Origin of the sequence: Citrobacter sp. BDA59-3 (genome assembly GCF_015167655.1) — a bacterium.
Classification (GTDB): Bacteria; Pseudomonadota; Gammaproteobacteria; order Enterobacterales; family Enterobacteriaceae; genus Phytobacter; species Phytobacter diazotrophicus.
The window spans coordinates 3,109,229-3,135,732 of the sequence record NZ_CP063427.1; the positions used below are offsets into that span (position 1 = coordinate 3,109,229).

Sequence of the window (26,504 nt, forward strand, 5' to 3'; positions counted from 1 at the left end):
CGGTCTTCGCCGTCAAAACGAACCGGTGAACCTTTCTGTAAAGGACTAACGCTTTTGACGCTGACAATTCGCTCCCCGGAATTTCCCCTGCAGGACCTGATCTTCGGCGCTTCGGTCTACTTTCCCCCTATCTTTAAAGCAGTACTGCTGGGGTTTATGGTGTGGCTGGTTTTGCATCGCTTACTGCGTGACTGGATGTACGCAGGGGATATCTGGCATCCCATCCTGATGGATCTCTCACTTTTCGTGATCGCTATCAGTCTGTCTCTCGGCTTTTTGATCATGTGGTAACTATGCGCCTGAAATCACTTAAATACTTTTCGACGTTACTGATTCTGGCCGTGGCGCTCGCCGCTGCCTGGTGGTTATGGAACTTCTACATGCAGGCCCCCTGGACGCGCGACGGTAAAGTCCGCGCCGAGCAGGTCAGCATCACCCCGCAGGTGTCAGGAAGCATTACTGAGCTGAATATCAAAGACAACCAGTTGGTTAAAGCGGGCGATATTCTGTTCCGAATCGACGACACACCGTACAAAATTGCCGTGCTGAATGCCCAGGCGCAACTGGCGCGCGCGCAGACCGATCTCTCCAAAGCCAATAATGAAGCCAACCGTCGCCGCCATTTGTCGAAAAATTATATTTCAGCAGAAGATCTCGATACCGCAAATATCAATGTGAAGGCGATGCAGGCGAGCGTCAATGCGGCCGAGGCCGCCCTGCAACAGGCGCAATGGCAGCTTTCACAAACGCAGGTAAAAGCCCCGGTAGACGGCTGGATAACCAATCTCTCCACCCGCACCGGCAACTACGCCACCGCCGGGCAACCGCTGTTTGCACTCATCGACAGCCACTCTTTTTATGTGGTGGGGTATTTCGAAGAGACAAAATTGCGTCATATTCGCGAAGGTGCTGCGGCGCAAATCGTTCTCTATAGCGGCAATATCACGTTACAGGGTCACGTTTCCAGTATTGGTCGGGCAATTTATGACCAGAGCGTCGAGACCGACAGCGGTCTGGTGGCAGACATCAAGCCGAATGTGCCCTGGGTGCGTCTGGCCCAGCGCGTGCCTGTTCGGATTCAGTTCGATTCCCTGCCCGCCGATGTGACACTGGTGTCCGGCACCACCTGCACGGTATCGATCGGCGGGGCGAAGTGAAAATCGCGTTTCCCCTGCCCTGGCTTACCGCGACGCGTCCTCAGTGGCGGTACGCCATGCGCAACAGTATTGCGATGTGCCTGGCGCTGACCGTCGCCTATTACCTCAATCTGGATGAGCCTTACTGGGCAATGACTTCTGCCGCCGTCGTGAGTTTTCCGACCGTGGGCGGGGTGATCAGTAAAAGTCTCGGTCGCGTCGCGGGCAGCCTGTTGGGAGCGACGGCGGCGATGATCATTGCCGGACATACGCTTAACGATCCGTGGTTGTTTCTGTTCGCTATGGCCGCATGGATAGGTTTTTGTACCTGGGCCTGCGCGCAGTTCAGTAATAACGTCGCTTACGCCTTCCAGCTTGCGGGGTACACCGCCGCGATTATTGCCTTTCCGGTGGTCAATATTACGGACACCACCGAACTGTGGGATATCGCCCAGGCGCGCGTTTGTGAGGTGCTGCTGGGGATTTGCTGTGGCGGCATGATGATGATGATCATGCCGAGCACGTCTGACGGTACCGCGTTGCTGAGCGCGCTGAAAAAGATGCACGCCCGCCTGCTCGAACATGCCAGCCTGCTCTGGCAACAGGAGATAACCGACGCCATCCGCACCGCCCATGAAAATGTGATTGGGCAGATATTGACCATGAATTTGCTGCGCATCCAGGCTTTCTGGAGCCACTATCGTTTTCGTCGTCAGAACCGGCTTCTCAACCACCTGCTCCATCAGCAGTTACGTCTGACCAGCGTTATCTCCAGCCTGCGCCGCCTGCTATTGAACTGGCCGCATCCGCCTGAGAATACGCGAGCAATACTCGAAACGTTGCTGGCGGAGCTCGCCCGGCCCGGTGCGCACTTTTATACCGTAGCGCGCATTATTGCCCCTCTCGCGCCGGTGAATGACGACGACTATCGGCACCGCGCCTTCTGGCACCGCTTGCGCTATTTCTGCCGACTGTATCTTGCCAGCAGCCGGTGGCTGGCGCGCCTTGAAAATGCCACCCCGATAACCGAATTTACACTGCCCAGAAGCCGTGCTCTGGCGCGCTTTACCGATAACGCCGAGGCGCTATGGAGCGGGATACGTACTTTCTGTGCACTGAGTCTGGTGGGCGCCTGGACGATCACCAGCCAGTGGGAGCACGGCGATGCGGCGCTGACCCTTGCCGCCATCAGTTGCGTACTCTATTCGGTTTCTCCCGCCCCGTTTAATTCATTGACGCTTCTTCTACGTACGCTCGCGTTGCTGACATTATTCAGTTTCGTCGTGAAGTTTGGTCTGATGGTACAGATCAGCGATTTATGGGTGTTCTTGTTATTTTTGCTGCCACTGCTGACCACGATGCAGTTGCTCAAGCTCCAAATGCCCAAACTGGCCGGATTATGGGGGCAATTGATTGTTTTTATGGGATCGTTTATTTCGGTGACCAATCCTCCAGTCTATGATCTCGCGGATTTTTTAAATGACGACCTGGCGAAAATTCTCGGCGTGGCGCTGGCGTGGCTCTCTTTTGCCGTTTTGCGCCCAGGGTCAGATGCACGCAAAAGCCGCCGTCATATTCGTGCGCTTCGGCGAGGCTTTGTCGACCAGCTCAGCCGAATGCCGACGATGAGCGAGCATGAATTTGAGTCGGTGGTTTATCACCATATTAGTCAGTTGAGTAACAGCAAAGATGCGCTCGCCCGCCGCTGGTTATTACGCTGGGGAGTGGTTTTGCTCAACTGCTCGCATGTGGTCTGGCAACTGCGCGACTGGGAGGCACGCTCAGATCCCTTGTCGAAAGTCAGGGATCTCTGTCTGAGTCTGTTACGCGATGTGATGAGTGAACGCGGCGTGCAACAGCGCCCACTGGCCGCAACGCTTAGCGAACTGCAACGGATTTGTGATGCGCTGGCACGCCATCATCAACCTGCCGCACGGGAACTGGCATCGCTTATCTGGCGATTGTATTGCTCGTTATCGCAACTGGAGCAAGCCCCGGCAGCAGGCACACTGGCCGATTCCGCTAGCGGATAACACCACAGGCGTAACGCGCCCCGCCACCGCCGAGCGGTTTCGGCGAATCAGACATGTTATCGCCGCCAACGTGAACCATCAGGGCTTTGTCTTTCACGTCACTGAGTTTTTTCAGGCGCGGCGCAACCACCGCATCGGTCGCCTTACCGTCGTTGTTAACCACCAGCACCGGTAAATCTCCTAAATGCCCCATCCCCTCGGGGCCTTCATGTTTACCGGTTTTATCGGGGTCGAGGTGACCACCAGCCGCCTCGGCAGCAGAGGGTTTTCCGTCTTTCAACGCAGGTTCACACGATCCTTTTGCATGAACATGAAAGCCATGTTCACCGGGCGGGAGTCCTTTTAGATCGGGCGTAAATTTCAGCCCCTTATCGGTTTCGCTGATGTTCACCGTGCCGACGGACTGCCCCGTCCCCTCGGCAGTGACGAGGTTCATCTTCACTTCGGTACTTGCCGCCTGCGCACCGGCGCAGACGAACAGTGTCAACATTGCCAGACTAAAACGCTTCATATGACCTCCGTTTTTGGCTTTTGCCCTGTAAGTTTAAACCAGGGAAAAAGATTTGGCGGAAAGTCACCTTAGCGCTTATCAGGGAACATCGTAACCCAAGGCCGCTTTGCGGATGCGGAACCACTGCTGGCGCGTCATCTCAAGGCTTGCCGCCCCCAGCGCCGAACGGACGCGTTCAATTTTTCCGGAACCGATAATCGGCAGCGGCTGCGACGGCAGACGCATCACCCAGGCATACACCACCTGTTCAATACTCTGGGCATTCAGCTCTTGCGCCACTTTCGCCAGTTCATCACGCAGTGGCTGGAACGCCTCGTCGTTGAACAGACGTCCACCGCCAAGGCAGGACCAGGCCATCGGGCGAATGCGCAATTGCTGGAGTTGATCGAGCGTACCGTCCAGTAACAGCGGCTGGTGAACCGGAGAAATCTCAACCTGGTTGGTCGCCAGGGTAAACGGCAGGCGCGACTGGAGCAGGGAGAACTGCGCCGGGGTGAAGTTCGACACGCCAAAATGACTCACTTTGCCGCTCTGGTGCAAATGCAAAAACGCCTCAGCCACTTCATCGGCATCCATCAGCGGATCCGGGCGATGAATGAGCAGCAGGTCCAGACGTTCGGTCGCCAGATTCACCAATGACTGTTCGGCGCTGGCGATAATGTGATCGCGGCTGGTGATATAGTGGCCCAGCACATTCTCAGCACGGGCAGTGGTGGCGATGCCGCATTTAGAAACAATCTCCATGCGTTGACGCAGATGGGGAGCCAGCTTGAGCGCCTCGCCAAAAGCCGCTTCGCACTGATAACCACCGTAGATGTCCGCATGGTCGACGGTGGTGACACCGAGATCCAGGTGCTCCTCAATAAAACTCACCAACTGACGGGTAGACATATTCCAGTCCATCAGTCGCCAGTAACCCATCACAAAACGGGAGAACTCCGGTCCCTGCGGCGCAAGGGTAATTCTCTGAACCATAACCACTTCCTCAGCAATAATTTGCCATGAGTATACGCAATTATGGCGTCAAAACAGTGAAGGTTGCTCAGGTTCTTCAGGCGGGAGTGCTTTATTCGCCCGTAATTTGCGCAGAAAACGCTGACGACACAGGCGCAGGACATCCTGTTTTTGGGCGTCACTCATGGTTTGCCAGTTGAACCGTTCTTCGCGGCTGCGCATACAGCCACGGCAAAATCCCCGCTCATCTGACTGGCATATTCCCCGGCACGGGCTCTGGACGGGGAAAAACTCCAGTTGTTCTGGCACGCATCGCCTCCTGTAGTATTCGTCTCTCTTTATTGAAGACTGCGCGCGCGGAACCTGCAAGATTGAGATCGCATCTATTGCTACTTGCAATAGACCAATCGGTCTAGTAGATTGTGCCCATGAGCAGAAATACTGAACACGATACCCGCGAACACCTGCTGGAAACCGGCGAACGCTTATGCATGCATCGCGGTTTTACGGGCATGGGGTTAAGCGAATTACTGAAAACAGCGGAAGTGCCGAAGGGCTCTTTCTACCACTATTTTCGCTCGAAAGAGGCATTCGGGGTTGCGATGCTCGAACGTCATTATGCCGGGTATCACCAGCGTCTGACGGATCATTTTGCCACAGGCGCAGGAAACTATCGCGATCGTCTGCTCGCCTATTATCAGCAGACACTGATCCAGTTTTGTGATCAGGGGATTATCAGCGGCTGCCTGACCGTCAAGCTTTCTGCCGAGGTGTGTGACCTGTCAGAAACGATGCGCGAAGCCATGGACAAAGGTGCCAGTGGCATTATCACCTTACTGGCACAGGCGCTGGAAAGCGGCCGCCGTGATCAGTGTCTGACCTTTACTGGTGATGCGCTGACCCAGGCGCAGGTGCTCTATTCCCTGTGGCTGGGTGCCAATCTGCAGGCTAAGATTTCACGCAGTGCCGTGCCGCTGGAAAGTGCGCTGGCCCATGCGAAAACGATTATTGCAGCGCCTCTCTAACAGGCGTTTTTATTTCCCACTTTACTAGTCGACCGGTCTATTCAGGAGAATTTATGTCCAGCAATTTGTTTACGCCGCTGAAAATTGGCGCGATTACCATCCCAAACCGTGTACTGATGGCTCCGCTGACACGTCTGCGCAGCATTGAGCCTGGCGATATCCCGACTCCGCTGATGGGCGAATACTACCGCCAGCGCGCCAGTTCTGGCCTAATCATCAGTGAAGCGACCCAAATCTCTGCACAAGCGAAAGGCTATGCAGGCGCGCCGGGCCTCCATAGCCCGGAACAAATTGCCGCATGGAAAAAAATCACCGCCGGCGTACACGCTGAAAACGGCCATATGGCGGTTCAGCTCTGGCACACCGGGCGCATTTCTCACACCAGCCTGCAGCCTGGCGGCCAGGCACCTGTTGCCCCTTCGGCGATCAGTTCAGGTACCCGGACCTCTTTGCGTGACGCCAACGGCAACGCAACCCGCGAAGACACGTCGATGCCACGAGCGCTGGAAACCAGCGAAATTCCGGGCATCGTCAATGATTTTCGTCAGGCGGTCATCAACGCACGTGAAGCCGGTTTTGATTTAGTCGAATTGCACTCTGCCCACGGCTATCTGTTGCACCAGTTCCTGTCACCGTCTGCCAACCAGCGTACCGACCAGTATGGCGGCAGCATCGAAAACCGCGCCCGCCTGGTGCTGGAAGTTGTTGATGCCGTCAGCGCTGCCTGGAATGCGGATCGCATCGGTATTCGCGTCTCCCCTATCGGTTCCTTCCAGAACACCGATAACGGCCCGAATGAAGAAGAAGACGCACTGTACTTTATTGAAGAACTGGGTAAACGCGGGATTGCCTATCTGCACATGTCCGAGCCGGACTGGGCAGGCGGTCAGCCTTACACCGAGGCGTTCCGTCGCAAAGTGCGTGAGCGTTTCCACGGCCCCATCATCGGTGCTGGCGCCTACACGGTAGAAAAAGCAGAAGATCTGATTGCGAAAGGCTTGATTGACGCCGTGGCCTTTGGTCGTGCTTACATCGCTAACCCGGATCTGGTTGAACGCCTGCAGCGCAAAGCAGAACTGAACCCGCAACGCCCGGAAAGCTTCTATGGCGGTGGCGCGGAAGGTTATACCGACTACCCTTCTTTATAATCACTTCGTTGATAGCGGCAGGGATCCGCCGCTATACTAAAACTCTGTTTCGAATGACAATTCATTGACGCTTAAGAGGACATTATGCGCTTACTTCACACCATGCTGCGCGTTGGCGACCTGCAACGCTCCATCGATTTCTACACCAAAGTGCTGGGCATGCAGTTGTTGCGTACCAGTGAAAACCCGGAATACAAATACTCACTGGCCTTTGTGGGCTATGGTCCGGAAACAGAAACGGCAGTTATCGAACTGACCTATAACTGGGGCGTAGATAAATATGACCTGGGCAGCGCTTACGGTCATATCGCGCTGGAAGTGGATAATGCGGCAGAAGCCTGTGAGCGTATTCGTCAAAATGGCGGCAACGTAACGCGTGAAGCGGGTCCGGTAAAAGGCGGCACCACTGTTATCGCTTTTATTGAAGATCCGGACGGCTATAAAGTCGAACTGATTGAAGCCAAAGACGCGGGACGCGGTTTGGGCAATTAATGCTTTACGGGCGCCTGTGGCGCCCGCTGTTTTACATCCCTTCGCAAAATTTGCCATAATGCGCTGCCATTTTCCCTTAGCAAGAGACTCCAATGTCCGATAACGCCCAACTTACCGGTCTGTGCGACCGTTTTCGCGGTTTTTACCCTGTCGTGATTGATGTTGAAACCGCCGGGTTTAACGCCAAAACCGATGCACTGCTGGAGGTCGCTGCCATCACGCTGAAAATGGACGACCAGGGTTGGTTAATGCCTGACAGCACCCTGCATTTTCATGTTGAACCGTTTGAGGGAGCGAACCTGCAGCCGGAAGCACTGGCATTTAACGGTATCGACCCGAATAACCCGCTGCGGGGTGCCGTGAGCGAGCACGACGCGCTCCACGCTATTTTCAAGATGGTGCGTAAAGGTATTAAAGATCAGAACTGTAATCGCGCCATTATGGTGGCTCACAACGCCACCTTCGACCACAGCTTTATGATGGCTGCCGCTGAGCGTGCATCCCTTAAGCGTAATCCGTTCCATCCGTTCGTCACTTTCGATACCGCCTCGTTGAGCGGGCTGGCGCTGGGGCAAACGGTGCTCTCAAAAGCCTGCGCCACCGCCGGCATTAATTTTGACGCAAGCCAGGCGCACTCCGCGCTGTACGACACTGAGCAGACTGCGCTGCTGTTTTGCGAGATAGTTAACCGCTGGAAACGGCTGGGCGGCTGGCCGCTACCCATCGCAGATAGCGAGGCATAAAAAAAGCGACCCGAAGGTCGCTTTTTTATTGCGATGATTATTCCGCGTCCGGCTCTTCGGATTTGTATTTCGCCGCCGTCTCTTTGATCAGCTGCTGCAATTCGCCGCGCTGGTACATTTCGATTACGATGTCGCACCCGCCAACCAGCTCGCCATCAACCCACAGTTGCGGGAAGGTCGGCCAGTTTGCATATTTCGGCAGCTCGGCGCGAATGTCCGGGTTTTGCAGAATATCAACGTAAGCAAAACGTTCGCCACAGGCGGAGAGCGCTTGCACTGCCTGTGCGGAAAAGCCGCAGCTTGGCAGCTTCGGAGAGCCTTTCATATACAGGAGAATCGGGTTTTCAGCGATCTGACGCTGGATTTTTTCAAGGGTAGAGCTCATTGTCTTGCTTCCTTCAACTTCTTTTCGGCAGATAGTCGTCATTGTAACGGTTAAGGTGCGTAACCGAAAATAACATTTTGTTCACCACTCATTATTTTATCGTCTGTCGCGATAAGTTGCTTTTAAAATATCACTTATCTTACGTTTCACCGCACGCCAATAGTTCAACATTTGAGCTTCTTCCAGAGCCAATTGGTGATTTTTTTTGCGCTTGCTAACGAAACACAGTTTTAGATGCAAAAACCCTATTAACTTTTGTGCTTTTTTTAGATTAGAATCGACGCGGTTCTAAATCATACGCAAGCATTATTGAATGCCTGCACTTATCAGGGGATTGCTCAGTGGCGCGAATTCATACAGCTTCGATCACGCTCTGTGCTTTGTTGTTCACCACGTTGACTTTCACGCCATTAGCGAATGCTTCCGAGCAGACGCGAGGTTCGGCCGTGCATAAGACAACGCATCTGGCGAAAGCATCCGAGAGTAAGAAAAAAACCACCACAGAAAAAACATCAAAGAAAAGCAGTCGCACCGAAACAAAAACAACGGCTAAAGCCGGAAATAAAAAAGTGGCAGTGACGAAAAAATCGTCAACCAGCAGCAAAAATACCATCAGTAAGAATTCCTCCCGTCACAGTAAAACCAGCACGAAACCCATCGCCGCTACCGCTATGACGGAAAAATGCACAAAGCGTAAAGGCCATAAAGCGCACTGTGTAAAAGTGAAAAACAGCAAACTTGTTGCGCTTTCCGATGCGCACAAAGTCCGCATCCAGAAAGTACAGAAAACTGCCATGTCCAAGCTGATGAATCAGATTGGCAAACCTTACCATTGGGGCGGCACCTCCCCGATGACCGGCTTTGATTGCAGTGGTCTGGTCTATTACGCCTATAAAGATCTGGTGAAATTCCGTATTCCTCGCACCGCGAACGAAATGTATCACCTGCGTGATGCCTCTCCGGTCAACGTTGCGGAACTGGAAAGCGGCGATCTGGTGTTCTTCCGTACACAGGGTCGTGGTACCGCGGATCACGTGGGTGTGTATGTCGGCAACGGCAAATTCATTCAGTCACCACGTAGCGGCCAGGATATTCAGATTACCTCATTAAGCGAAGATTACTGGCAGCGTCATTATGTGGGTGCCCGCAGAGTGGTTACGCCAAAAACCATCCGCTAATCTCCTGCCTGCCGCTAATGCGGCAGGTAACTCTCTCTTTTTTCTCCCCTTTCGATTTGCTACCCTATCCTTACACTCAATAAGGTTATTGAGTGCATTACAACAATAAGGAGTGAAGCAATGTCGTTCGAATTACCTGCATTACCGTATGCAAAAGACGCCCTGGCTCCGCACATTTCTGCGGAAACACTGGAGTACCATCACGGCAAACATCATCAGGCTTATGTCACCAACCTGAACAACCTGATTAAAGGCAGCCCGCTGGAAGGCAAAACGCTGGAAGAGATTATTCGTAGCTCTGAGGGCGGCGTGTTTAACAATGCAGCCCAGGTCTGGAACCACACCTTCTACTGGCATTGTCTGGCCCCGAACGCAGGCGGTGAACCAACCGGTGCAGTGGCTGCTGCGATCACCGAAGCTTTTGGCAGCTTTGCTGAGTTTAAAGCGAAATTCACGGATGCTGCAGTGAAGAACTTTGGTTCAGGCTGGACGTGGCTTGTGAAAAACGCCGATGGCAAACTGGCCATTGTTTCGACATCAAATGCCGGAACACCGCTGACCACCGACGCCACGCCGCTGCTGACTGTGGATGTGTGGGAACACGCTTACTACATTGACTATCGTAACGCCCGTCCAAACTATCTGGAGCATTTCTGGGCGCTGGTCAACTGGGAGTTTGTCGCGAAGAACCTCGCCGCGTAATCATCAGGAGGGGAAACCCTCCTGTTTTTTACTCCGCTGCTGTGCAGGTGCGCTCTGCGCTGGCTCTGCCGGAAAACAGCACCAACAGTAACGCCATACCTGCAATAATCGCCCCGGTGACCGGCACAACGGTATACCCCAGACCACCCGAAATCACCGCCCCCCCTGCCGCTGCCCCCAGCGCATTGCCCAGGTTAAACGCGCCAATATTGACTGACGACGACAACCCTGGGGCTTCATGTGCCACACGCATAACACGCATCTGCAACGGAGGCACTACCGCAAAGGTTGCCGCGCCCCAGATAACCATGCTGATTGCCGCACCGATTTCACTGCGCGCCAGCCAGGGGATCGCAACCATAATCACGATCAATAACAGCAAGAAGCCTTTCAGGGTCGCCGTGACCGAGCGGTCAGCCAGCTTGCCGCCAAGGTAGTTACCGATGGAGAATCCAACGCCCACCAGCACCAGCATCGCGGTGATAAAGTCTGGGGTGGCATCGGTAATACGGTGCAGTACCGGTGAAATATAGGTGTAGAGCGTGAACATCGCCCCTGCCCCCAGTACCGTCGTCAGCAACGCGGAAACCACCTGAGGTCGCATTAAGACCGCCAGCTCTTTGCGTACATCAGGACGTTCGCCGGCGCTGCCTTTCGGCAAGGAAAAATAGAGACTGACCATGGCGATAACCCCCAGCCCCGCCGTCGCCAGGAACGACATGCGCCAGCCAATCGCCCCGCCCAGCCAGGTTGCTGCGGGCACACCGCCAATATTGGCGATAGTCAGCCCCATAAACATGGTCGCCACTGCGCTTGCCTGTTTTTCTTTTGCCACCACGCTTGCAGCCACCACAGAACCCAACCCAAAGAAAGCGCCGTGGTTAAGGCTTGTGATAATGCGGGAGAGCATCAGTGTTGTGTAATCAGGTGAAAGTGCCGACAGCACATTGCCCAGGGTAAAAATTGCCATCAGAAATACCAGCGCATTACGTCGCGCCCGGTGTGAAAGCAGCAACGTCATTAACGGTGCTCCAACCATCACGCCAATGGCATAAGCGCTAATAAGCATACCCGCTGCCGGGATCGAGACATCCACGCCCTGGGCGATAACAGGGAGTAACCCCATGGGGGAAAATTCGGTCGTACCGATGCCGAAAGCGCCAATCGCCAGGGCAAGCAGTGGGAAATTAATTTTCATAAATAGACTCCGGAATTGCCGTGTCGACGCGCGACACCGTCACAGAAGTCAAAAGTATGACATTAATCACAAAAAACAGAAGTTAGCGAAATGGGAAAAGACTATTGCTAATTTGATGACAATCGAGGAGTAAAACGAGGGAGAGAAGCCTCTCCCTCGGGATAAATCAATGCAGCGCGGCAGTCAGCCCGGCAGCAACAATCAGGGCAAGTACAATCACGGTAGTCATTAAAGAAAACTTCAGGTCGGTGCTCATCAATTTTTCTCCTTATTAATTTCCACACAAAAAGTGATGTAACGCATTTTTGCACAAATAATCGTAAAAATCTTGCAGGATTTAGGGTGATACACGTTTTAGCACTTCCCCTTTTGGTCAAGATCAGACAAAATTCGACGCTAAATTTATTAGCGTACCGGCCATTGACTCCCCTCCTGACGTCCAGTGTCTTTTTCCCGGCGTATTGCAATCCCTTCTATGGGTACAGGGTGATGGAAGGCAAACGTTTACCTTATGTATTATCAGGAGTTTACGATATGGTCTGGAGTAAGATCTGATGGCAACGATTAAAGACGTAGCGAAGCGAGCAAACGTTTCCACCACAACCGTATCACACGTAATTAACAAGACGCGTTTCGTTGCAGAAGAGACGCGTAACGCCGTCTGGGCGGCGATTAAAGAATTACATTACTCCCCCAGCGCGGTTGCCCGCAGCCTGAAAGTCAATCACACAAAATCTATTGGCCTGCTGGCGACCAGCAGCGAGGCGGCTTATTTCGCTGAGATCATCGAGGCGGTTGAGAAAAATTGTTTCCAGAAAGGCTACACCCTTATTCTCGGTAACGCCTGGAATAACCTGGAAAAACAGCGCGCCTACCTGTCCATGATGGCGCAAAAACGTGTGGATGGCCTGCTGGTCATGTGTTCTGAATATCCGGAATCGTTACTCAGCATGCTGGAAGAGTATCGCCACATTCCGATGGTGGTCATGGACTGGGGTGAAGCGAAGGCCGATTTTACCGATACGGTGATCGATAATGCCTTTGCCGGCGGCTATATGGCTGGCCGTTACCTGATTGAACGCGGCCATCGTGAAATTGGCGTTATCCCAGGCCCCCTTGAGCGCAACACGGGCGCAGGCCGTCTGAGCGGGTTTATGAAAGCGATGGAAGAGGCCCATATCACCGTGCCAGAAAACTGGATCGTGCAGGGTGACTTTGAACCGGAGTCCGGCTATCGCGCCATGCAACAGATCCTGACCCAGTCCTCTCGCCCGACCGCGGTGTTCTGCGGCGGCGATATTATGGCAATGGGCGCGTTGTGTGCGGCAGACGAAATGGGCCTGCGCGTGCCGCAGGATATTTCGGTGATCGGTTATGATAACGTACGCAATTCGCGTTTCTTTACCCCTTCACTAACGACCATTCACCAGCCGAAAGACTCGCTGGGGGAAACCGCGTTTAACATGCTGCTTGACCGTATCGTGAACAAACGTGAAGAGTCACAGTCGATTGAAGTGCATCCGCGCCTGATTGAACGCCGCTCGGTTGCCGATGGTCCGTTCCGCGACTATCGCCGTTGATCCTGCCGGGAGCAGTTCACTCCTGCTCCCGCAGCCATTCCCTGTTCAGCGTTTCGCTGTCGCCCAGATAACTCAGTAACCAACTCAGCGCCGGTGAGGCATCATTCTGCTGCCAGGTCAGACAACAGGCGGCGTCCGGGAAGGGGTTTTCCAGTGCCAGCGCAACCCACTCACCGCGATCGATCCACGGCCGGGCGAAATGTGCAGGCACCATCCCAATACACAGCCCGGCAGACAAACAGGCCGCAGATGACTCCCAGTCCGGGGCGACAACCCGCTTCTGATTATCCAAAAGCCAGGTGATACGTTTAGGCAGCGAGCGGGAAGTATCTTCGCGTACCAGTGAGGGCCAGTTGCGCAATGTATCATCACTTAGCGGTGATGCCATTGTCGCCAGCGGATGATGGCGGGCGACCACGCATTTCCAGCTCAGCATGCCCATATCGCGAAAAGTAAATCGGCCCCCGACAGGAATCGCCTGGGTCGCGCCGATAGCCAGTTCGACACGCCCGTCGGCCAGCGCATCCCACACACCGTTAAACACCTCCTGGGAGACCAGCAGTTCGACATCACTAAAATGGCGATAGAAGTCGACAATCATCTGGCGCGTACGTTCCGGTTTGACGATGTTATCGACGGCGATAGATAGCTGCCCCCGCCAACCGTTGGCGATTTGCTGGCATTGTTGACGGGTGATCTGCATTTTTTTGATAACAGAACGCCCCTCTTTCAAAAACCACACGCCAGCCGGCGTCAACTCCACATCCCGGTGACGACGTTCAAACAACGGCACCGCCAGCCACTCTTCAAGCTGACGCACGGTATAGCTGACCGCAGAAGGCACGCGATGCAACTCCTGCGCCGCACCGCTAAAGCTGCCGTTTCGCGCCACGGCATCAACCACTTCGAGAGAATATTCTGACCACATAATCTGCCTGCAAAAATTTTGAAACCAATGCGCAAATATTAGCGTTTCACAAGCCGACTTGCACTCCTTAGACTCTGGAGCCCTGTTAACCTGCCATAAAAAAGAGATCTGCCATGCAACCTGGAAAAGGATTTTTAGTCTGGCTCGCGGGCTTAAGCGTACTGGGCTTTCTGGCCACCGATATGTACCTGCCGGCGTTCGCCGATATTCAGCAAGATTTAAATACCTCTGCCGCAGCGGTCAGTGCGACGCTGAGCCTGTTCCTTGCGGGCTTTGCCGTTGCCCAACTGGTCTGGGGACCGCTGTCGGATCGCTATGGCCGTAAACCCATTTTGCTAAGCGGCCTGGCCATTTTCGCCGTCGGCTGCCTTGGTATGCTGTGGGTTCAGGATGCTGTCTTGTTGCTGGTGTTGCGTTTTGTCCAGGCGGTCGGTGTCTGTGCTGCTGCCGTGACCTGGCAGGCGCTGGTGACAGATCACTATCCGGCGCAGCGTACAAACCGCATTTTTGCCACCATCATGCCGCTGGTGGGGTTATCGCCTGCCCTTGCGCCGCTGCTTGGTAGCTGGATTCTGGCGCACTTCTCCTGGCAGGCGATCTTCGCCACATTATTTGTTATCACCGTCATATTGATGCTTCCGGCACTGCGTCTGCGTCCTGGCGCGCAGAAACCAGCAAAAACCGCACAGGCGCTGACCTTCGCCGCGCTGTTGCGCGATAAAGCCTATCGTGGCAACGTGCTGATTTATGCCGCCTGCTCAGCAAGCTTTTTTGCCTGGCTTACCGGTTCACCGTTTATTCTTCATGAAATGGGCTACGGCCCGGCAGTTATCGGCCTGAGTTATGTGCCGCAAACCATCGCCTTTCTGGTCGGGGGCTACGGCTGTCGCGCCGCCTTGCAGAAATGGTCTGGTGCCCGTTTATTACCGTGGTTGCTGCTGACCTTCGCATTGAGCGTTGCGGCAACCTGGGGCGTGGGGTTAATGCCTGGCGCCTCACTGACCGCCCTGCTGCTCCCCTTCTGTCTGATGGCGATGGCAAATGGCGCAATCTATCCGATTGTCGTAGCTCAGGCGTTGCGCCCCTTCCCGCAGGCTACCGGACGGGCGGCCGCCTTGCAGAATACACTGCAGTTAGGGCTTTGTTTTGTCGCAAGCCTGGTGGTATCGGCTCTGATTACCCAACCGCTGCTCGCCACCACCAGCGTGATGCTGTCAACGGTCGTTCTGGTCGCTTTTGGCTACCGTATGCAGCGCCAGGAAAGTGAGAGTTATCAAGCAGATGAAACCAGTGAATCGTCCTCGCACGCGTAATTTCATGAGCGACTATGTTACAGCTTAGTGATTAGCTTGCTAACAGTTTTCTGTTGTATCACCGGATTTTGAGGCCTATACTCTTTTCCGGCTAGTTACAAATACGATAAATATTAAGTATTAACGGGAGCCGGAGTGCTCCCGTTTGTCCATGGAAGGCCTTTCTGGCAAGGGTCATCTCCCTTCCTCTGTTCTACGTCGGATATCAGCCTCACGGCGCAAACCGTGAGATTTCTCACATACCTCAAAAAGCGTCTACGCTCTTTTAAGGTTCTGATCACTTGCTGGTGGTGGAGAAGTTATGAGTTCATCGTGTATAGAAGAGGTTAGCGTACGGGATGATAACTGGTTCCGTATCGCAAACGAGTTATTGAGCCGCGCCGGTATCCAGGTTAATGGGCCGTCGGCATCTGATATTCAGGTTAAAAACCCTGATTTTTTTAAACGTGTTTTGCAGGAGGGGTCGCTCGGACTGGGGGAAAGTTATATGGACGGCTGGTGGGAATGTGACCGGCTGGATGTGTTTTTTACGAAAGTCTTGCGTGCCGGGCTGGAAAAACAGCTTCCGCGTCATTTAAAAGATACCCTTCGTATCGCCGGGGCAAGATTATTTAATCTGCAATCCAAAAAACGCGCATGGATCGTCGGGAAAGAGCATTACGACCTGGGTAACGATCTTTTTACCCGCATGCTGGACCCGCAGATGCAATACTCTTGCGCCTACTGGAAAGATGCTGAGCGCCTTGAAGACGCGCAGATCGCAAAATTACGCCTGATTTGCGAAAAACTTCAGCTCAAGCCAGGGATGCGCGTGCTGGACATTGGCTGCGGTTGGGGCGGTCTGGCGCAATTTATGGCGCAAAACTACGCGGTCAGCGTCGTGGGTGTCACTATTTCTGCCGAGCAACAAAAACACGCGCAACAGCGTTGTCTGGGGCTGGATGTCGATATTCGCCTGCAGGATTATCGCGATCTGAACGATCAGTTCGACCGCATCGTCTCTGTCGGTATGTTCGAACATGTCGGTCCTAAAAATTACGACACCTACTTTACCGTCGTTGATCGTAACCTCAAACCGGATGGTCTTTTCCTGCTACATACTATTGGTTCACGGCGAACCGATCATAATGTGGATCCCTGGATTGATCGTTATATCTTCCCCAATGGCTGCCTTCCGTCAGTGCGGCAGATAGCGAATGCCAGTGAGTCCCATTTCGTGATGGAAGACTGGCATAATTTCGGCGCAGACTACGATAAAACATTAATGGCCTGGTATGAACGATTCCTCGCCAGTTGGCCAGAAATCGCCGATAACTATTCCGAACGGTTTAAACGCATGTTCAGTTACTACCTGAACGCCTGCGCAGGCGCTTTCCGTGCGCGGGATATTCAACTCTGGCAGGTGGTATTCAGCCGGGGTATTGAACACGGACTTCGCGTAGCACGCTAACAGCCCACCCCGCTTTTGCGGGGTTTTTTCTTTCTGTCATACCGTGCAGCTTATCAACCAACACCCCTTTTCTGCTGGCATAAAAAAGGAGAATACTTTTCATATTCTCCCTTATTAGCTCACTCTTTTTTCGCGGGATTATTCGTCGTTACTGACAACAGCGGCCGCTGCCTCTTTGGCCGCCAGAACGCGTTCAACCGTGTCGACAACCGCCTGCGTTTGCGGATCAATTTCGATGTTCACGCGATGACCCAATTTTTTACTGCCAAGCGTGGTACGCTGCAATGTTTCCGGGATCAGATGCACGCAGAAACGGGTTGGCGTCACTTCGCCCACCGTCAGGCTAATGCCATCAATCCCAATAAAGCCTTTATAAAGGATGTATTTCATCAGCGTCGGATCCTGTACCTTGAACCAGATCTGACGGTTATTTTCGGAGGTCAGGATTTTAACGATTTCCGCGGTAGTCATAATATGGCCCGACATTAAATGCCCGCCAATTTCATCGCTGAATTTTGCCGCGCGCTCAACGTTTACCGCATCGCCGACCGCCAGCTCACCCAGATTAGTGATGCGCAGCGTCTCTTTCATCAAATCAAAACTGATATGGCTGCCATTAATCTCCGTGACCGTCAGGCAGCAACCGTTGTTTGCCACCGACGCCCCGGTTTCAAGCCCTTCCAGCATATGATCCGGTAGCTCGACGACGTGAGTTCGGAAATTGGGCTTATCATCGATGGACACCAGTTTTGCCGTGCCCTGTACAATACCAGTAAACATGCCTACCACTCCTGTATGTCATTTACGGCACCGCCGTTTTCTAAAACGCACAATAACAGGAGGAAAATCATGTTGCCAGCCTCGCGGGGCGGATGATGGCAAGGGAGGTATAAAACCACACGATAATCTCAATTCACCTTCTTACACAGCCAGATAGAGTGATAACCGCACGCCGGATCCTCAAACTGTACATCGACAACGGTGAACCCGTGCTGTGCCAGGATCTTCCGGTATTCCTCAGGCGCGAGGCTCGCGTGATACAGCGGCTCGCCGGCGAATGTCCCCATCGCTGTGCCATTCGACGTACCGCTGGTAAACATTAATGCACTGCCCGGGTGGCTAAGTGCTGCAAAAAGGGGAAACATGGCGCGTTGATCGTTCTGTGTCAGATGAAAAAAGCTGTCCCAGGCTATCAGACCATCAAAGGTCTCATCCATTGCCAGATGCCGCATGTCATGATGGATCCAGCGTTGCGTCGGGAAATCCGCCTGCGCCTGTGCAATCATCGCCGCTGAACCGTCCACGCCCGTGAGCGTAAAGCCGCTGCCAATAAAATACTCAGCAATGGGTTTTCCGTTTCCGCAGCCGATATCCAGAATATGCCCGCCCGGCCGGAGTAGCTGTATAAATTTGTCGAGCCATTTTTTTTCAAATAGCTGACGAGAGCGCTGCCTGGCGAACTCTTCAGCATGTTTTTCGTAGAGCGAAAGAATTTGCTTCGCCGCGTCAGATTCCATGATGTTCAGCCTCTCTTTTTAATGTCAGACATAAGGTAAGGGAACTGACGTACAGTGCTCCCCTGCCAAAAACAGTGGGACTGATAACGTTCACTTATCGTTAACGTGGCAAAAATGTGCAACAAGCTGTAAGATTTGCCTGTAACTCTGATAATAGAATAAAGAAACAACCGCTTCGCGTTAACATCCCGGGTACAGACGGGAGACGACGATACTTTTCGGGCACGCGTTACCGTACCCCGACGCTTTTTACGTGCTGGTTTTTCCCGGCGCCTTTCCTTTATTCACAACCGACCCGATGGGCGTGATCGCCTGACTGGTTTACTCAAACGGAAAAGCAAGATGAACAAGGATTTGATCGCAATGCTTAACGCTATGCTGGATTTCTGACCATCCCCGCAGTGTCCCGGACCAGAAGACACATCTATATTTTTAATGAATTAAACATTCATCGCATATAACAACTATACCAAGGTGTTTTCAGTGCAGAAGTACTTTACAGAAGCGCGCCAGTTGCTCGCCCTGGCTATCCCGGTGATCCTCGCGCAGGTCGCCCAAACCGCAATGGGGTTCGTTGATACGGTTATGGCTGGCGGTTACAGCGCCACCGATATGGCTGCTGTCGCCATTGGGACCTCTATCTGGCTGCCCGCCATCCTTTTTGGTCATGGACTGTTGTTGGCACTGACCCCGACGGTGGCGCAACTTAACGGCTCCGGGCGTCGCGAGCGTATTGCGCATCAGGTACGTCAGGGCTTCTGGCTGGCCGCGACGGTGTCGATTCTGATAATGATCGTGCTCTGGAATGCCGGTTACATTATTCACGCCATGCATGACATCGATCCGCAACTGGCGGATAAAGCCGTGGGCTATTTACGCGCCCTGCTGTGGGGTGCGCCGGGCTACCTGTTCTTTCAGGTTGCACGTAATCAGTGCGAGGGGCTGGCGAAAACCAAACCCGGCATGGTGATGGGTTTCCTCGGCCTGCTGGTGAACATTCCCATTAACTACATCTTTATTTATGGTCATTTCGGCATGCCGGAGCTGGGCGGTGTGGGTTGCGGCGTGGCAACGGCATCGGTCTACTGGGTGATGTTTGTCGCCATGCTCTCGTACGTTAAACGGGCGGGGTCCATGCGTGACATTCGCAATGAAACGCATTCTGGCAAACCGGATCTGAGCGTTCTGAAACGTCTGGTACAGCTTGGTCTGCCTATCGCGCTGGCTCTCTTTTTTGAAGTGACCCTCTTTGCCGTTGTGGCCCTGCTCGTATCGCCGCTGGGCATTGTGGATGTGGCAGGTCATCAGATCGCCCTGAATTTTAGTTCGCTGATGTTCGTGTTGCCGATGTCGCTTGCCGCCGCCGTCACAATCCGTGTCGGCTTTCGCCTGGGACAAGGATCCACGCTTGACGCACAAACAGCCGCACACACCGGCCTTGGCGTGGGAGTGTGCATGGCGGTACTGACCGCTATCTTTACCGTTGCGCTGCGTGAGCATATCGCGCTGCTTTATAACGACAATCCTGAGGTCGTCACGCTGGCCTCGCAATTGATGCTGCTGGCCGGTTTGTACCAGATTTCCGATTCGATTCAGGTTATCGGCAGCGGGATTCTGCGTGGTTATAAAGATACACGTTCTATCTTCTTTATTACCTTTACCGCCTACTGGGTACTGGGTTTACCGGCAGGTTATATACTGGCGTTAACCGACCTGGTGGTTGATCGGATGGGCCCGGCGGGATTCTGGATGGGCTTTATCATTGGGCTGACGTCGGCGGCTATTCTGATGATGCTCAGAATGCGTTTCCTGCAGCGCCAGCCATCGTCCATCATTTTGCAGCGCGCCGCGCGTTAATATCGGCGTAGCCGTCATCGGGCGGCTACGTTTCCTTACCAGGCGACCGGCTTTCAATGCGCGAAGATATCCAAAACATCCTGGTGAAACGAGAGACATTCAGCAAAAGGAGCGCCTGATGTCTGGCATTGTTGCGTTAACTTACTTTGTTATAGGTTTCGTGGCTTTCACGCGAAAAATCAAGCTTTTTACCATAGCCTCCACTCTGCTTCTGTTTACCGCCCTGAAGATGATTGCCGTCAGCAAGCCACTCACACTCGTCTTTATCGCGCTACTGGTCATCGCATTTGCGGTGTTGCTCGTCATGAAAAGCGAACGTGACAATAAAAGCGTCTTTTATTTCTCGCTTCCCTGCTGGCTGCTGATTGGCGCGGTTCTGGTTCATCTGTTTTATCTCACCTGATTTTTTGTCACACAATTGTCTTGCGATAGCCCCGGCCGTCGCTTGCTTTTGTGTGACATGAGGATCATTCTCAGGCTATATATCTCCCGCAGATTCCTGAATGTGTTAACCCTCCCCTTAAAATCAGTTGAGTATACTCAGGCTCCGTTATGTCGATCCCTTTACTTGTTACGGTTGAACTTGCATCAGAGCACCTTTCCCGGCATGCCGCTGCGGGCTTTGAAATACACTATGCCCCACAGCGTCGGATCGTGTGAAGGTTGTAGAACACGACGGCGAGCGCATCCGCGCCGTCCTCACCAACGGTTCGACCGGCCTCAATGCCTCTGCGATAACAGCACTCCCGAAACTCAACATCATCTGCGCGCTGGGTGCCGGCTATGAAAATATCGATCTATCGGCTGCAAAAGCGCGAAATATCACCATCACCCATGGACCGGGGACCGGTGATACCTCCGTCGCCGATCATGCGATGGCACTGCTGATGGCTATCGCATGGGGAATTCAAGTTAGTGTTAGATAACCTGCAGGCCTATTTTACAGGTCAACCGGTGCTTACTCCTGTCCGTTAAGCGAAGGACATGGCGCATTGCGGTTTTTTGCGCCATAAAATGTAATGCCGGAGGGAAGACGCAAAATCACGTACTGTGCGGATAATCGTCAAAGCAATGCTTCGGAAATGCATTCTGCTCAATCATTATCCTTTAACATCAGTGAAATATGCCGTTCATGTATAAAAGTTCCGCAGTCGGGCGCATTCCGGTAGAAAATAGCGATTTTCTTCTTGCCACATCACAAGGCTGCCGCTAATATTCGTCCCCGTTGTCAGGCACAACAATGCGTTCATAGCTCAGTTGGTTAGAGCACCACCTTGACATGGTGGGGGTCGTTGGTTCGAGTCCAATTGAACGCACCATCTCTTTAGTGCGTCCGTAGCTCAGTTGGTTAGAGCACCACCTTGACATGGTGGGGGTCGGTGGTTCGAGTCCACTCGGACGCACCATTCTCGGTAACACCTTATTTCCCTCTTCCGTTTATCCCGCATTTCCATTTGCGCAACGCCAGCATTTACCGTTTCGCTTATCGTGTATTCCCGCTCTTTCACCTGTGAAAATACAAATTTCCCGCAGGTTAGCGTCTTCTTTTAAAGATATACGCGAAAAACTCCGCAATAAACTATTACTGGATCGTCATTAGCCGCACTTTTTTTTCCGGTTAACTGGAGATCCAAAATGCATCTGATCGTATTCTGCGACGGCACATGGAACACGCCAGATCAAATGGATAACGGAATTCCAGCCCCCACCAACGTCGTAAAAATGCGTAATGCGCTGTCCGTCATACCTGAACAACAGGTTTATTACCATCCCGGCGTCGGTACCGATGGCGGGTGGTGGAATCGTGTTGTCGGCGGAGGAACCGGTGAAGGGTTGGATAACAACATTATGAGCGCCTACAACTGGCTGGCGCGCAATTACCAGCCCGGTGCAACCATCTGGTTATTTGGATTCAGCCGTGGGGCCTATACCGTGCGCAGCTTGTCCGGGATGATCTCCCGCTGTGGGTTACTGAATCCTGCAGGAATGAGTGAGAGCGATATCTGGTCTGCCGTCAGCGATATTTTTGCCCACTATCGCGACCCGCAAACAAAAGCCCCGGCATGGCCCTTACACAAAGATGGAACCGATCTTCCGGTCCATTTTATCGGCGTCTGGGATACCGTCGGGGCGCTGGGCGTGCCGGATGATATGGTCATACTGAATCTTATCGACAACGCCAATAACTACCGTTTTCATGACACCGCGCTGAGCCACAATATCCGGCACGCTCGTCATGCGGTTGCGATTGATGAAAAAAGGCAAAGTTTTATCCCTACGCTGTGGACCGATGTACCTGCTGATGCGGATGTTGTCCAGTTGTGGTTTCCCGGCGTCCATTCCGATATTGGCGGCGGCTACTCACGTTGCGGCCTCTCCGACGGTGCGCTGGAGTGGATGATAGAAGAGGCGAAGGCGCTGGGTTTGCAGTTCCGGGACGATGTGCTGAAACAACTTAAGCCCGACCCACTCGATCAATTGCATGATTCTGTCACCGGCGTCTTCGCATCACTGAAAACCCGTCCGCGTAATGTGCCCTGTTTTGAGTTACCCGCATCTCCCTTCCATGCGTCTGCCATGACTCGCCACACCTGCCCTTCTATCCTCCAGGGCATTTATTGGCCTGGCATTATCTTAAAAAAAACAGGCGAAGCCGACACCCGGAAGATTTATGCCCGCGAGCACTGGAACGCCACCGGAATCTATCTGGAAGGCGGCGTGGCCTATCGTCTGAGCGCCACCGGCGAGTGGAAAGACAGCAGTATTATATGTGGCCCACAGGGAACCAATGACGGGAAATTTCAGCCGGGAGAAGCGGTACAAATGGCAGCATCTTTGTTAGGGAAAGCCGAAGCGCTGTATCAAAAGCTGACACATAATCACCAGGCGGATTTCTGGTATACCAGGCGTGAAGAAGATGCCCCATGGTTTGCCTTAATGGGGATGGTCGCCAATGACGTCTTGCCCGAAACGCCACCGAAAAACGCCACCAACTTTCTGCCTCATGAGGTGTTCCGCATTGGTTCAGAGTGTACTTTTACGCCGCAAAAGAGCGGCTATTTGTATGCCTTTGCCAATGATGCCTGGCAAATGTATGGCAACAACAATGGCAGCGTGGAACTGACGGTAACACGCATCTAGTTTTAGACGTCCTGGAGGCAAGCATGGCAAGGCAGATGCTGGCGGATATCTTTGCGGGTCTGACGTTAGGTGTTCTCACCGGTCTTCTCACTGGGCTAACGACAGCCAGTGTGACGTCAACGGTATTAACTACGGTCCTGGCAGTGGCAACCGCCTTCTTTGGTCTTGCTGGCTCAACAAAGCTTACAGCGGGCGCACTTAACCACGCCCGAATTATTTCCTTTGCCCTCGCCATGATCGTCACACTCCCTGTGAGTATCTGGATACGAACCCATGACACCCTCTCCCCAACCTCGGAACAGCTTGTCTCTGAACTGAAACGTTTGGGTATCGAGGACAATCGGATCCAACAGGTTGTGATGCGAATGAAATACGGCATGGTGGCTGAGGGCGTAAAAGTCGTTGATACGCCAGGTTCGACACACTCGACATTGTATGCCGGCATTCCCGATTTTTGCAGTGACTTTGCCCAGCGTCGTAGTGGGACGGTTGACGAGCAAATGGCATGGCTTGCAAAACAAGGGCCGCACTGGCAGTCATTAGCTGAAAAAATCATGCATTTGCCGCCAGAACGGCGTGAAAAAATTGGTCAGGCAGCGTTGTTTTATATTTGTGGGGTCGAATAACAATGCGTAAACACCACTATTACGTCCTGCTGGCAGCAGCTATCCCCGTTTTCACCCTCTCAGCAAAGGTTCCGGCGCACATCACCGAGCAAGTTGAACAATCGGTGATGTTAGTTCAGGCCAGATCCTGTAATGGCAGCACGCCAGCGCGCAATGGAACTGGTTTCGCCTGGCTCGATGCTAAACATGTGGTTACCGCCTGGCATGTGGTTGGGGGGTGCAGCAGCATCGAGCTCTGGTATGAAAATGCCCCAGGACAGCCGTTCGCAACGGCCAAACTGGCGCGGGTGCTGAAACGCAACGATCTGGCACTATTAATCGTGAACGCCCCACCCACAAAAAACAGTTTGTCGCAAACCTCGCCGGGTAATCCGGATAGCGATTATCAGGCGCTGGGGTATGGGCTGGGAATGCTTTCCATCGGTGAACAGGATGTGCGAATGGGCGTCGCGGGCAGCTCAGTTCTGGGGCAATGGTTACCGATTGCAAACACCCAAAGCCTCTCCGGTACGGACATCGACACTCAGCAATCGGTGATCCGTTTTTCATCTCAGTTGCTCCCGGGCATGTCCGGCGGGCCGGTTTACGATGATCAAGGCAGGGTTATTGCTATCGTTGCCGGAGGGCTGAAAAACGGGACGGTCCCCGCCAGCTGGGGATGGCCAGCCACTCTGCTCAATGACCTTGCGCAGTCCAACGAACCGCTAAACGGCAGCGTGAGTCTCTCGAATAGCACTTATGCGTTTGTCACAAACCCGGTATCGAGCGTCACGGTTACCTGCGGCGGTCTGACGTTCAATAAAGGCAATACCGTAACGTTTGAGGAAGCGGCCAAAACTTCGGATGACGTGAACCGGCTTTACAGCACCGCGAGCGTATCCGCTGTACCGATCAATGTTCTGCAAGGCTTTCGTTTTCAACTATGGACGCATCTGGAAAGTGGCGCCACACTTGCCGTACCGGATGATGTGACGCTCACACAACAGGGCAATGTCTGTGTGGCCGCGACGACGAACGGAACATTTGAACAGGTTATCTCCGCCAGCCCCGCAGCCAACCAGCATGAGGTCAATCAGGCTTCCATCACCTTTGAACAGCAGATTGTTACCCCCAAAATTTCGCCCAACCTCGGTAGCTATCCCGATCAGGTGTTAACAACCTGGGGTCCCCAGCAACGCTCTGACGGTCTTGTCGTTAACCGGAAGGCCTATTTCTTCGGCCGTCAGCAGTTGGGACCAGGAAGATTCAAAGCCACGCATCAGTTCGAAACATTGATGGCCCGCGACGGCACTTTCGTTGGGATTTCGACATTTAATAATGATGTGGAACAGTGTGTGACCCCTGTCGGGCAGTATGTTTTGTGTCATTCCAGCCCGCAGTATTTGCAACAGTGGGCGAAATTTGTCCTCGCCACACAGATGTCCACCTACCCGGTGCATTAATAATAGACGGCAGGATTTTTCTGCCGTCAAATGCGCTATTTATTCCACCAGCGTCTGCATATCGATAACGAAGCGGTATTTCACATCGCTTTTCAGCAAACGTTCAAAGGCATCGTTGATCTGGTCCATACGAATCACCTCTGAATCCGCCGTGATATTGTGCTTACCGCAGAAATCGAGCATCTCCTGCGTTTCGGCAATGCCGCCGATACACGAACCGGATACAGAACGACGCCCCAGAATCATCGGTAATGTACTGACCGCCGGTTCAATATCGCCTAACAGACCAACAAACACCAGTGTGCCGTCCAGCGTCAGTGTTGGCATATACGGATTGATATCATGGGCATAAGGTACGGTGTCGATAATCAGCTCAAACTGCCCCTTCACGGCATCCATCTGTTGCGGATCGGTCGAGAGCACCACGTGTTGCGCACCCAGTTGACGCGCATCCGCCTCTTTTCCCGGTGAGCGGGTGAACAACGTCACTTCCGCCCCCATCGCATGCGCCAGTTTCAGCGCCATATGCCCTAACCCGCCCAAACCAATGACGGCGACCTTGCTGCCGGCTTTTACGCCCCAACGACGCAGCGGCGACCAGGTGGTAATGCCCGCGCAAAGTAACGGCGCAACGGCCTGTACATCCAGGTTTTCCGGGATGCGCAACACGAAATCTTCACTACAGATAATAGAGCGCGAATAACCGCCGTAGGTCGGCATGTGGTCATGGCGGTCAATGCCGTTGTACGTCTGAATGTTGCCCTCTTCGCAATATTGTTCGAGCCCCTGTTTACAGGATGAACACTCGCGACAGGAATCGACCATACAGCCGATCCCTACTAAATCTCCGGCTTGGAACTTGCTGACTTTCGGTCCCACGCGGGTGACGCGACCCACAATCTCATGCCCCGGCACCAGCGGATACTGACTGAATCCCCAATCGTTGCGCGCCTGATGTAAATCGGAGTGGCACACACCGCAATACAGAATATCGATAACCACATCATCCGCTCTGGGATCCCGACGCTCAAAATAGTGCGGAGCAAGGGGAGCCTTACTCGATTGTGCGGCATAGCCAAGTACTTTTATCGTCATCTTTATCACTCCGGGTTCTGACATAATTGACCAGGATTCGTCCTGAGACG

Annotated in this window: 28 protein-coding genes and 2 tRNA genes; 20 read left to right on the plus strand and 10 right to left on the minus strand. The window is 53.4% G+C overall.

The genetic code is table 11. The features are described from left to right. Positions 1–54: 54 nt before the first annotated feature. The 3 genes from IP582_RS14580 to IP582_RS14590 are packed head-to-tail and all read left to right on the plus strand — an operon-like array spanning position 55 to position 3,169. Positions 55–291 carry a DUF1656 domain-containing protein gene (locus tag IP582_RS14580; RefSeq protein ID WP_041851551.1) on the plus strand — a complete coding sequence of 79 codons (237 nt, stop codon included), beginning with the start codon at positions 55–57 and terminating at the stop codon, positions 289–291. Positions 292–293: 2 nt separating this feature from the next. Next, positions 294–1,157: an HlyD family secretion protein gene (locus tag IP582_RS14585; protein ID WP_193793628.1), complete on the plus strand. Its 864-nt coding sequence runs from the start codon at positions 294–296 to the stop codon at positions 1,155–1,157. Beyond that, positions 1,154–3,169, plus strand: coding sequence for an FUSC family protein (locus IP582_RS14590; RefSeq protein ID WP_228007900.1), 2,016 nt, complete (start codon positions 1,154–1,156; stop codon positions 3,167–3,169). Before IP582_RS14585 ends, IP582_RS14590 begins: the two co-directional genes overlap by 4 nt. Here IP582_RS14590 and sodC read toward each other — a convergent pair. The 3 genes from sodC to IP582_RS14605 form a co-directional block, all read right to left on the minus strand. Continuing rightward, positions 3,159–3,680 (minus strand): superoxide dismutase [Cu-Zn] SodC, encoded by a 522-nt coding sequence (gene sodC, locus IP582_RS14595; RefSeq protein ID WP_193793629.1) that lies wholly within the window; start codon positions 3,678–3,680, stop codon positions 3,159–3,161. The genes IP582_RS14590 and sodC overlap by 11 nt on opposite strands. Positions 3,681–3,758: 78 nt before the next feature. Next, positions 3,759–4,655: an aldo/keto reductase family oxidoreductase gene (locus IP582_RS14600; protein WP_193793630.1), complete on the minus strand. Its 897-nt coding sequence runs from the start codon at positions 4,653–4,655 to the stop codon at positions 3,759–3,761. Positions 4,656–4,703: 48 nt separating this feature from the next. Continuing rightward, the gene (locus IP582_RS14605) at positions 4,704–4,943 is read right to left on the minus strand and encodes a DUF1289 domain-containing protein (protein WP_041851556.1); all 240 of its coding nucleotides are present in this window, start codon (positions 4,941–4,943) and stop codon (positions 4,704–4,706) included. Positions 4,944–5,062: 119 nt separating this feature from the next. Here IP582_RS14605 and IP582_RS14610 point away from each other — a divergent pair, with 119 nt between their 5' ends. The 4 genes from IP582_RS14610 (at position 5,063) to rnt (ending at position 8,042) form a co-directional block, all read left to right on the plus strand. Continuing rightward, positions 5,063–5,659, plus strand: coding sequence for a TetR/AcrR family transcriptional regulator (locus tag IP582_RS14610; RefSeq protein ID WP_041851557.1), 597 nt, complete (start codon positions 5,063–5,065; stop codon positions 5,657–5,659). A 53-nt stretch (positions 5,660–5,712) separates the two neighbouring features. Beyond that, complete coding sequence (locus IP582_RS14615) at positions 5,713–6,807, plus strand: alkene reductase (RefSeq protein WP_193793631.1); 1,095 nt, start codon at positions 5,713–5,715, stop codon at positions 6,805–6,807. 84 nt (positions 6,808–6,891) lie between these two features. Then, positions 6,892–7,299 (plus strand): lactoylglutathione lyase, encoded by a 408-nt coding sequence (gloA, locus tag IP582_RS14620; protein ID WP_041851559.1) that lies wholly within the window; start codon positions 6,892–6,894, stop codon positions 7,297–7,299. A gap of 92 nt (positions 7,300–7,391) precedes the next feature. Continuing rightward, complete coding sequence (gene rnt, locus IP582_RS14625; protein WP_193793632.1) at positions 7,392–8,042, plus strand: ribonuclease T; 651 nt, start codon at positions 7,392–7,394, stop codon at positions 8,040–8,042. Between the two features lie 37 nt (positions 8,043–8,079). Here rnt and grxD read toward each other — a convergent pair whose 3' ends face one another. After that, positions 8,080–8,427, minus strand: a complete 348-nt coding sequence (gene grxD / locus IP582_RS14630; RefSeq protein WP_041851561.1) for a monothiol glutaredoxin 4 — start codon at positions 8,425–8,427, stop codon at positions 8,080–8,082. 341 nt (positions 8,428–8,768) lie between these two features. Here grxD and IP582_RS14635 point away from each other — a divergent pair, with 341 nt between their 5' ends. Beyond that, positions 8,769–9,605 carry a C40 family peptidase gene (locus IP582_RS14635; RefSeq protein ID WP_193793633.1) on the plus strand — a complete coding sequence of 279 codons (837 nt, stop codon included), beginning with the start codon at positions 8,769–8,771 and terminating at the stop codon, positions 9,603–9,605. Positions 9,606–9,725: 120 nt separating this feature from the next. Further along, the gene (gene sodB, locus IP582_RS14640) at positions 9,726–10,307 is read left to right on the plus strand and encodes a superoxide dismutase [Fe] (RefSeq protein WP_079498092.1); all 582 of its coding nucleotides are present in this window, start codon (positions 9,726–9,728) and stop codon (positions 10,305–10,307) included. A gap of 28 nt (positions 10,308–10,335) precedes the next feature. Here the strand turns inward: sodB and IP582_RS14645 are convergent, their stop codons facing one another. Together IP582_RS14645 and IP582_RS14650 are read right to left on the minus strand one after the other, a co-directional pair. Further along, positions 10,336–11,505, minus strand: coding sequence for an MFS transporter (locus tag IP582_RS14645; protein WP_193793634.1), 1,170 nt, complete (start codon positions 11,503–11,505; stop codon positions 10,336–10,338). A gap of 166 nt (positions 11,506–11,671) precedes the next feature. Beyond that, positions 11,672–11,761 carry a YnhF family membrane protein gene (locus IP582_RS14650; protein WP_193793635.1) on the minus strand — a complete coding sequence of 30 codons (90 nt, stop codon included), beginning with the start codon at positions 11,759–11,761 and terminating at the stop codon, positions 11,672–11,674. Positions 11,762–12,059: 298 nt separating this feature from the next. On the opposite strand from IP582_RS14650, the gene purR reads away from it, so the two are divergent. Then, a complete protein-coding gene (gene purR, locus IP582_RS14655; RefSeq protein ID WP_041851565.1) occupies positions 12,060–13,085 on the plus strand; it encodes an HTH-type transcriptional repressor PurR in 1,026 nt (341 codons plus the stop codon). A gap of 16 nt (positions 13,086–13,101) precedes the next feature. On the opposite strand, the gene punR is transcribed toward purR, so the two are convergent. Beyond that, complete coding sequence (gene punR / locus IP582_RS14660) at positions 13,102–14,013, minus strand: DNA-binding transcriptional activator PunR (protein WP_193793636.1); 912 nt, start codon at positions 14,011–14,013, stop codon at positions 13,102–13,104. 113 nt (positions 14,014–14,126) lie between these two features. Between punR and punC the strand changes: the two genes are divergently transcribed. Then, on the plus strand, positions 14,127–15,326 hold the full coding sequence (gene punC, locus IP582_RS14665; protein WP_193793637.1) for a purine nucleoside transporter PunC: 1,200 nt from the start codon (positions 14,127–14,129) through the stop codon (positions 15,324–15,326). 301 nt (positions 15,327–15,627) lie between these two features. Further along, positions 15,628–16,776, plus strand: a complete 1,149-nt coding sequence (cfa, locus tag IP582_RS14670; RefSeq protein WP_041851568.1) for a cyclopropane fatty acyl phospholipid synthase — start codon at positions 15,628–15,630, stop codon at positions 16,774–16,776. Positions 16,777–16,914: 138 nt separating this feature from the next. On the opposite strand, the gene IP582_RS14675 is transcribed toward cfa, so the two are convergent. Both IP582_RS14675 and IP582_RS14680 read right to left on the minus strand, forming a co-directional pair. Then, positions 16,915–17,556 carry a riboflavin synthase subunit alpha gene (locus IP582_RS14675; protein ID WP_193793638.1) on the minus strand — a complete coding sequence of 214 codons (642 nt, stop codon included), beginning with the start codon at positions 17,554–17,556 and terminating at the stop codon, positions 16,915–16,917. 128 nt (positions 17,557–17,684) lie between these two features. Continuing rightward, the gene (locus tag IP582_RS14680; protein ID WP_193793639.1) at positions 17,685–18,293 is read right to left on the minus strand and encodes a class I SAM-dependent methyltransferase; all 609 of its coding nucleotides are present in this window, start codon (positions 18,291–18,293) and stop codon (positions 17,685–17,687) included. 483 nt (positions 18,294–18,776) lie between these two features. On the opposite strand from IP582_RS14680, the gene mdtK reads away from it, so the two are divergent. The 8 genes from mdtK to IP582_RS14720 all read left to right on the plus strand — a co-directional run bounded on the left by mdtK (position 18,777) and on the right by IP582_RS14720 (position 25,359). Continuing rightward, complete coding sequence (gene mdtK / locus IP582_RS14685; protein WP_079498098.1) at positions 18,777–20,150, plus strand: MdtK family multidrug efflux MATE transporter; 1,374 nt, start codon at positions 18,777–18,779, stop codon at positions 20,148–20,150. A gap of 118 nt (positions 20,151–20,268) precedes the next feature. Then, the gene (locus IP582_RS14690) at positions 20,269–20,553 is read left to right on the plus strand and encodes a hypothetical protein (RefSeq protein ID WP_193793640.1); all 285 of its coding nucleotides are present in this window, start codon (positions 20,269–20,271) and stop codon (positions 20,551–20,553) included. 253 nt (positions 20,554–20,806) lie between these two features. Next, on the plus strand, positions 20,807–21,076 hold the full coding sequence (locus IP582_RS14695; RefSeq protein ID WP_193793641.1) for a hypothetical protein: 270 nt from the start codon (positions 20,807–20,809) through the stop codon (positions 21,074–21,076). A gap of 316 nt (positions 21,077–21,392) precedes the next feature. Then, a tRNA-Val gene (locus IP582_RS14700) sits at positions 21,393–21,469 on the plus strand. 10 nt (positions 21,470–21,479) lie between these two features. Continuing rightward, a tRNA-Val gene (locus IP582_RS14705) sits at positions 21,480–21,556 on the plus strand. A 229-nt stretch (positions 21,557–21,785) separates the two neighbouring features. Beyond that, the gene (locus IP582_RS14710; RefSeq protein ID WP_193793642.1) at positions 21,786–23,291 is read left to right on the plus strand and encodes a DUF2235 domain-containing protein; all 1,506 of its coding nucleotides are present in this window, start codon (positions 21,786–21,788) and stop codon (positions 23,289–23,291) included. A 23-nt stretch (positions 23,292–23,314) separates the two neighbouring features. Further along, positions 23,315–23,917, plus strand: a complete 603-nt coding sequence (locus IP582_RS14715; RefSeq protein WP_193793643.1) for a hypothetical protein — start codon at positions 23,315–23,317, stop codon at positions 23,915–23,917. 2 nt (positions 23,918–23,919) lie between these two features. Then, on the plus strand, positions 23,920–25,359 hold the full coding sequence (locus tag IP582_RS14720) for a serine protease (RefSeq protein ID WP_193793644.1): 1,440 nt from the start codon (positions 23,920–23,922) through the stop codon (positions 25,357–25,359). A gap of 39 nt (positions 25,360–25,398) precedes the next feature. On the opposite strand, the gene IP582_RS14725 is transcribed toward IP582_RS14720, so the two are convergent. Then, positions 25,399–26,454, minus strand: a complete 1,056-nt coding sequence (locus IP582_RS14725) for an NAD(P)-dependent alcohol dehydrogenase (protein ID WP_193793645.1) — start codon at positions 26,452–26,454, stop codon at positions 25,399–25,401. Positions 26,455–26,504: the final 50 nt, after the last annotated feature.

Bases quoted from the DNA above. Each gene is read 5' to 3' on its own strand.
- IP582_RS14615 (WP_193793631.1), top strand. From the start codon at position 5,713: ATGTCCAGCAATTTGTTTACGCCGCTGAAAATTGGCGCGATTACCATC.
- IP582_RS14710 (WP_193793642.1), top strand. From the start codon at position 21,786: ATGCATCTGATCGTATTCTGCGACGGCACATGGAACACGCCAGATCAA.
- rnt (WP_193793632.1), top strand. From the start codon at position 7,392: ATGTCCGATAACGCCCAACTTACCGGTCTGTGCGACCGTTTTCGCGGT.
- IP582_RS14690 (WP_193793640.1), top strand. From the start codon at position 20,269: ATGTCTGGCATTGTTGCGTTAACTTACTTTGTTATAGGTTTCGTGGCT.
- sodC (WP_193793629.1), bottom strand. From the start codon at position 3,680: ATGAAGCGTTTTAGTCTGGCAATGTTGACACTGTTCGTCTGCGCCGGT.
- IP582_RS14585 (WP_193793628.1), top strand. From the start codon at position 294: ATGCGCCTGAAATCACTTAAATACTTTTCGACGTTACTGATTCTGGCC.
- IP582_RS14680 (WP_193793639.1), bottom strand. From the start codon at position 18,293: ATGGAATCTGACGCGGCGAAGCAAATTCTTTCGCTCTACGAAAAACAT.
- IP582_RS14610 (WP_041851557.1), top strand. From the start codon at position 5,063: ATGAGCAGAAATACTGAACACGATACCCGCGAACACCTGCTGGAAACC.
- IP582_RS14725 (WP_193793645.1), bottom strand. From the start codon at position 26,454: ATGACGATAAAAGTACTTGGCTATGCCGCACAATCGAGTAAGGCTCCC.
- sodB (WP_079498092.1), top strand. From the start codon at position 9,726: ATGTCGTTCGAATTACCTGCATTACCGTATGCAAAAGACGCCCTGGCT.
- grxD (WP_041851561.1), bottom strand. From the start codon at position 8,427: ATGAGCTCTACCCTTGAAAAAATCCAGCGTCAGATCGCTGAAAACCCG.
- cfa (WP_041851568.1), top strand. From the start codon at position 15,628: ATGAGTTCATCGTGTATAGAAGAGGTTAGCGTACGGGATGATAACTGG.
- IP582_RS14715 (WP_193793643.1), top strand. From the start codon at position 23,315: ATGGCAAGGCAGATGCTGGCGGATATCTTTGCGGGTCTGACGTTAGGT.
- IP582_RS14645 (WP_193793634.1), bottom strand. From the start codon at position 11,505: ATGAAAATTAATTTCCCACTGCTTGCCCTGGCGATTGGCGCTTTCGGC.
- purR (WP_041851565.1), top strand. From the start codon at position 12,060: ATGGCAACGATTAAAGACGTAGCGAAGCGAGCAAACGTTTCCACCACA.
- IP582_RS14600 (WP_193793630.1), bottom strand. From the start codon at position 4,655: ATGGTTCAGAGAATTACCCTTGCGCCGCAGGGACCGGAGTTCTCCCGT.
- punC (WP_193793637.1), top strand. From the start codon at position 14,127: ATGCAACCTGGAAAAGGATTTTTAGTCTGGCTCGCGGGCTTAAGCGTA.
- punR (WP_193793636.1), bottom strand. From the start codon at position 14,013: ATGTGGTCAGAATATTCTCTCGAAGTGGTTGATGCCGTGGCGCGAAAC.
- IP582_RS14675 (WP_193793638.1), bottom strand. From the start codon at position 17,556: ATGTTTACTGGTATTGTACAGGGCACGGCAAAACTGGTGTCCATCGAT.
- gloA (WP_041851559.1), top strand. From the start codon at position 6,892: ATGCGCTTACTTCACACCATGCTGCGCGTTGGCGACCTGCAACGCTCC.
- IP582_RS14720 (WP_193793644.1), top strand. From the start codon at position 23,920: ATGCGTAAACACCACTATTACGTCCTGCTGGCAGCAGCTATCCCCGTT.
- IP582_RS14650 (WP_193793635.1), bottom strand. From the start codon at position 11,761: ATGAGCACCGACCTGAAGTTTTCTTTAATGACTACCGTGATTGTACTT.